This is a genomic window from Dubosiella muris, from assembly GCF_004793885.1.
In the GTDB taxonomy this organism is placed as follows: Bacteria; Bacillota_I; Bacilli_A; order Erysipelotrichales; family Erysipelotrichaceae; genus Dubosiella; species Dubosiella muris.
This window is the reverse complement of record NZ_SRYG01000044.1, coordinates 1-4,717: the sequence shown is the minus strand read 5'-3', so window position 1 is coordinate 4,717 and position 4,717 is coordinate 1. Positions and strand designations below refer to the sequence as shown.

Genomic DNA, 4,717 nt, shown 5'->3' with positions numbered 1-4,717 from the left:
ACACTTTAAAATGTATCCTCTAAGACTGCCATTTCTTAACTAAATGACATTGCGCGATTGCCCGTTTTTTTTCATAGAATTTTGGGGATGCGGACGCAAAACGCTCCCTCGATTTCATGATGGATCACGCCGTTGTTTTGCATCGCCCGCAGCGAAGCCGGATTGTCCTTGTGCACCGATAAATAAATCTCGTCTTCCGCGATTTGCGGGGAGATGCGCTCGATCAGCAGACGCAGCCCTTCGCTGGCGTAGCCGCGGCGGCGAAATGGAGGCGCGATGCCAAAGCCGACATGCCCGGGACCGGCGCGCAAAAAGTCGTTGAGCGTATGCCGGAAATTGAACAAGCCGACATACTCCCCTTCGTCGTTGACGAGAACGAACACCGTGTCGGGAACGAATCCTTCGGGCAGGCCGATTCCGTGCTCATAGCCTTTGCGCGTTTGCACGTAATCAATAAACTGATCGAAAGAATAGCCGTACGCCAAGTTCACAAACCCGTTTTCATCGGCTTCGAACGCGGTTTGGAGCGCGTACGCCTTTTTCATATCCGCCTCCCACAATTTAACGAGCTTCATTTTCGTTTTCTCCTGTCCATATTTCCATGGAACGGCCGGCGCGGGCGAACCGGCTCCACTTTCGATTATATCTGGGCTGCCCGCGTTTTTGCCTTTCCGCCACCACGATCGTCTTTTTGGCGTTTTCCACCATCGCCTCGTTGACGGATGCCTCGCGCGCGCTCCAGTAAACGAAGCGTTCGTCAAAGGCGTCGCAGCCAAGCACCGCCAAATCCGCCGTCTGCCGGCGTACGCTGGCGGCCGCGTCCTCGCCAGCCAGCACGTGATTGACTAGCTCGCCGCCGGTCACCAGCACAGTCCGGTGCGCGTACGTGGGCAAGGTCATGATCGTCCCGTTGTTTGTGACGACGCGGGTGTGGACATTTGGCGGAATATAGCTGAGCACGTCGAGGGCCAGCAAGCTGCCGTTGATGAACACGGTGTCGCCGTCGCGAATTTGCCGGGCGACTTGACGTGCGATTTCGACCCGCTCACTCATTTCGGACGCGGCGCGCAGGGCGTCCATGTCTTGTTGAAAAGCCATCCATTCCGCTTCCCATGCTTGTTTTGCCATTATATCGCCTTCTTTCTTTTTGAATGGGTTTATCGTTTATTATAGACGTTTTGTCGTGTGTCGAAAAGAAAAAGAGCGGAATGTCCGCTCTTCGTAGGCTTATTTCAAATGCCAAATGTCTTCGTTGTACTGCAAAATCGTGCGGTCGCTGGAGAAGTAGCCGGCTTGCGCGATGTTGACAAGCATCTTCTTCGCCCAGTCCAGACGATTTTCGTACGCGTCCATGATTTTTTGTTTTTCGGCGACATACGCTTCGAAGTCGAGCAAGGTCATGAACCAGTCTTTGTTAATGAGGTCGTCATGCACGGCTTGCAGCAGCGCCGGATTGCCAATCGCTTTCATGGCGTCGCTTGTAATGAAGTCGACAGCCTGGCGGATGCGCTCGCTGTTTTCATAGAAATGGCGCGAGCAATAGTCGTGGTTTTTATAATGGTCGATGACTTCGTCGGCTTTGGCGCCAAAGATGAAAATGTTGTCCAAGCCGACAAGATCGTGGATTTCCACGTTGGCTCCATCGTCCGTTCCTAGCGTGACGGCGCCGTTAAGCATGAATTTCATGTTGCTTGTGCCGCTCGCCTCTTTGGACGCCAGCGAGATTTGTTCCGAGATGTCCGCGGCCGGAATGAGTTTTTCGGCTTTGGTGACATTGTAGTTTTCGACCATAACGACGCGCAAATGCTTGCGGACGTCCGGATCGCTGTCGATCAGCTGCTGGAGCGTCAAAATGACGTGGATGATGTCTTTGGCCAAAATGTAGGCCGGCGCGGCTTTGGCGCCGAAAATGCACGTAATCGGGCGTTTTGGCACGAAGCCGTTTTTGATTTTCAAATACTCGTCGATGATGTACAGCGCGTTCATTTGCTGGCGCTTGTACTCATGCAGACGTTTGATTTGAATGTCGTAAATCGAATGCTCGTCGATGTCCACGTTTTGCTGCTCTTTCAAGTATTTGGCGAGCTGTCTTTTCTTGATCGCTTTGATGTCGAGCAGTTGTTCAAGAACTTTTTTGTCGTCTTTGAACTGGAGCAGTTTTTGCAGCTCCACCGCGTCTTTTTTGTAACCTTCGCCAATGTGCTCGTCCAAAAATTTCGTCAGCTCCGGATTGGCTTCGAACAACCAGCGCCGGAACGTGATTCCGTTGGTTTTGTTGTTGAATTTATTCGGATACAGTTCGTAGAAGCTGTGCAGCTCCTCGTTTTTCAAAATATCGGTATGGATCGCGGCGACGCCGTTGGTCGATTGCGAGAAATGGATGTCCATGCTGGCCATGTGGACGCGCCCGTCGTTGTCGATTACGAAGGTCGCCTCGTCCTGGCTTCTCGTCTTGGCGATTTCGTCCAGTTTTCGAATAATTGGGACGAGCTGCGGCACGATTTCCTCCAAATAGGCGATTGGCCACGTTTCAAGCGCCTCGGCCAAAATGGTGTGGTTCGTGTAGGCGGTCGTCTTTTCGACTTCGGCCACGGCTTCCTCGAAGTCGAGCCCTTCCGCCGTCAGCAGGCGGATGAGTTCCGGAATCACCATCGAAGGATGGGTGTCGTTGATTTGGATCACGACATATTTGTGCAAGTCGCGCAAGTCGATGTTTTTCGCTTTCAAATCCGCGATGATCATTTGCGCCGCACTCGACACGAGGAAGTACTGCTGGTAAATGCGCAGCTTTCTTCCGTCGTCGTCGCTGTCGTCCGGATACAAAAACAGCGTCAGGTTTTTCTCAATGTCTTTTTTATCGAAGCCGATTCCGGATTCCACGATCGTTTCGTCCACCGTGTCCAAATCGAACAGCTTTAGCGTGTTCACTTTGCCGTTGTAGCCCGACACTTCGATTTCGTACAGGCGGCTTGGCAGCGTCACGTTTTTAAACGGCACCTCGAACGTCACGTCGGTTTTGTTCAGCCAGCTGTTGTCCGACAGCCAAGGATTCGGATATTCCTTTTGCTCGTTGTGTTCGAATTTTTGCAAAAACAAGCCAAGGTGGTAGTTGAGTCCGACCCCATCTGCCGGCAGGTCCAGCGTCGTAATCGAGTCCATGAAGCAGGCGGCCAGCCGGCCCAGCCCGCCGTTACCTAGCGATGGCTCCAGTTCGACTTCTTCGATGGCGCTTAGCGATTTTCCGTTCTTTTCCAGAATTTCTTTGACGTCATGGTAAATTTTCAAATTGATCAAATTGTTCGACAGTAACTTTCCAATCAAAAATTCCGCAGAAATATAATAGAGTTTTTTCTTTCCCTCTACGCGCGGCGCTTTGTCGAGCTGTTTTTTCACGTAGTTCAACAGCATCACATAACACTCTTTGTCATCGAGTTCAGCAATCGCCCGATCAAACATGGCCAGGGAATATTCCTCGAGAATATCTTCTAGTTTCATAAAAAACCTCCAATTTGAACCTATGATAACCTTTTCACAAGGCATTTACCAACGCATTTGCCCGATTCGCCTCCCATTTTCGTTATGAAATTGTGGGAAACTATGTTATACTTTTAACCATCTATAATAAAAGGGAGATCACTATGCACTTGACAATACCAAAAGATTACGATCCCGTCCTGTCCGTTCGCGACACGCAGGAGGCGATCAAATACATCCGCGACACGTTTCAAAAGGAGCTTGGAAAAGAGCTGAATCTTTCCCGTATCTCGGCTCCGCTGTTTGTCGAAAAGAGCTCGGGTCTGAACGACGACTTGAACGGAAGCGAAAAAGCGGTCAGCTTTACAATGAAGGAAATGGGCGACGAAACGATCGAGGTCGTCCACTCGCTGGCGAAGTGGAAGCGAATGGCACTGAAAAAATACGGCTTCGCGATGCACGAAGGCTTGTATACGAACATGAACGCGATCCGCAAGGACGAGGAGCTGGACAACTTGCACTCGGCTTACGTCGACCAGTGGGACTGGGAAAAAGTCATTGACGAAAGCGAGCGCAATGTCGAAACCTTGAAAGCGCATGTGGAAACGATCTTTAAGGTCATCAAGCATATGGAACACGAAGTATGGTACAAATATCCCCAAGCCGTCAACCACCTGCCGGACAAGATCCACTTTGTCACCAGCCAGCAGCTGCTTGACATTTATCCCAACCTCGATCCGCGCGAGCGCGAAAACGCCATCACGAAAGAGCTGGGCTGCGTGTTTGTCATGAAAATCGGCGGACGGCTAAGCGACGGTCAAAAGCACGATGGAAGAGCGCCGGACTACGACGACTGGCAGCTTAACGGCGACATCTTGTTTTGGTACGAGCCGCTTCAGCAGGCTCTGGAAATTTCGAGCATGGGTGTGCGCGTCGACGAGAAAGCACTGCACGAGCAGCTGGAAATCGAAGACTGTCTGGAGCGCGAAGAGCTTCCGTTCCACGCGGCGATTTTGAACAAGGAGCTACCGTACACGATTGGCGGAGGCATTGGCCAGTCCAGACTGTGCATGCTGCTGCTGAAAAAAGCGCACATCGGCGAGGTGCAGGCAAGCTTGTGGCCGCAGGAAATGATCGACCTTTGCGAGGAAAACGACATTCGGCTGCTTTAAAAAAATCGAGGCGTTCCTCAATGTCATTTAGTTAAGAAATGGCTTAACCATCTGGAGATTAATTTCCAGAT

At 51.2% G+C, this 4,717-nt stretch carries 4 protein-coding genes; 1 reads left to right on the top strand and 3 read right to left on the bottom strand.

The window, feature by feature from the left end:
* Positions 1–71 precede the first annotated feature (71 nt).
* From E5336_RS12160 to E5336_RS12150, 3 genes are all read right to left on the bottom strand, one after another.
* Complete coding sequence (locus tag E5336_RS12160) at positions 72–575, bottom strand: GNAT family N-acetyltransferase (RefSeq protein ID WP_135981374.1); 504 nt, start codon at positions 573–575, stop codon at positions 72–74.
* Positions 562–1,128: a DeoR/GlpR family DNA-binding transcription regulator gene (locus E5336_RS12155; protein ID WP_135981373.1), complete on the bottom strand. Its 567-nt coding sequence runs from the start codon at positions 1,126–1,128 to the stop codon at positions 562–564. The genes E5336_RS12160 and E5336_RS12155 overlap by 14 nt, the downstream gene beginning before the upstream one ends.
* A gap of 99 nt (positions 1,129–1,227) precedes the next feature.
* Positions 1,228–3,495, bottom strand: a complete 2,268-nt coding sequence (locus E5336_RS12150; protein ID WP_135981372.1) for a glycogen/starch/alpha-glucan phosphorylase — start codon at positions 3,493–3,495, stop codon at positions 1,228–1,230.
* A 143-nt stretch (positions 3,496–3,638) separates the two neighbouring features.
* Here E5336_RS12150 and asnA point away from each other — a divergent pair, with 143 nt between their 5' ends.
* Positions 3,639–4,646 carry an aspartate--ammonia ligase gene (gene asnA / locus E5336_RS12145; protein WP_135981371.1) on the top strand — a complete coding sequence of 336 codons (1,008 nt, stop codon included), beginning with the start codon at positions 3,639–3,641 and terminating at the stop codon, positions 4,644–4,646.
* The last annotated feature ends 71 nt before the right edge of the window (positions 4,647–4,717 follow it).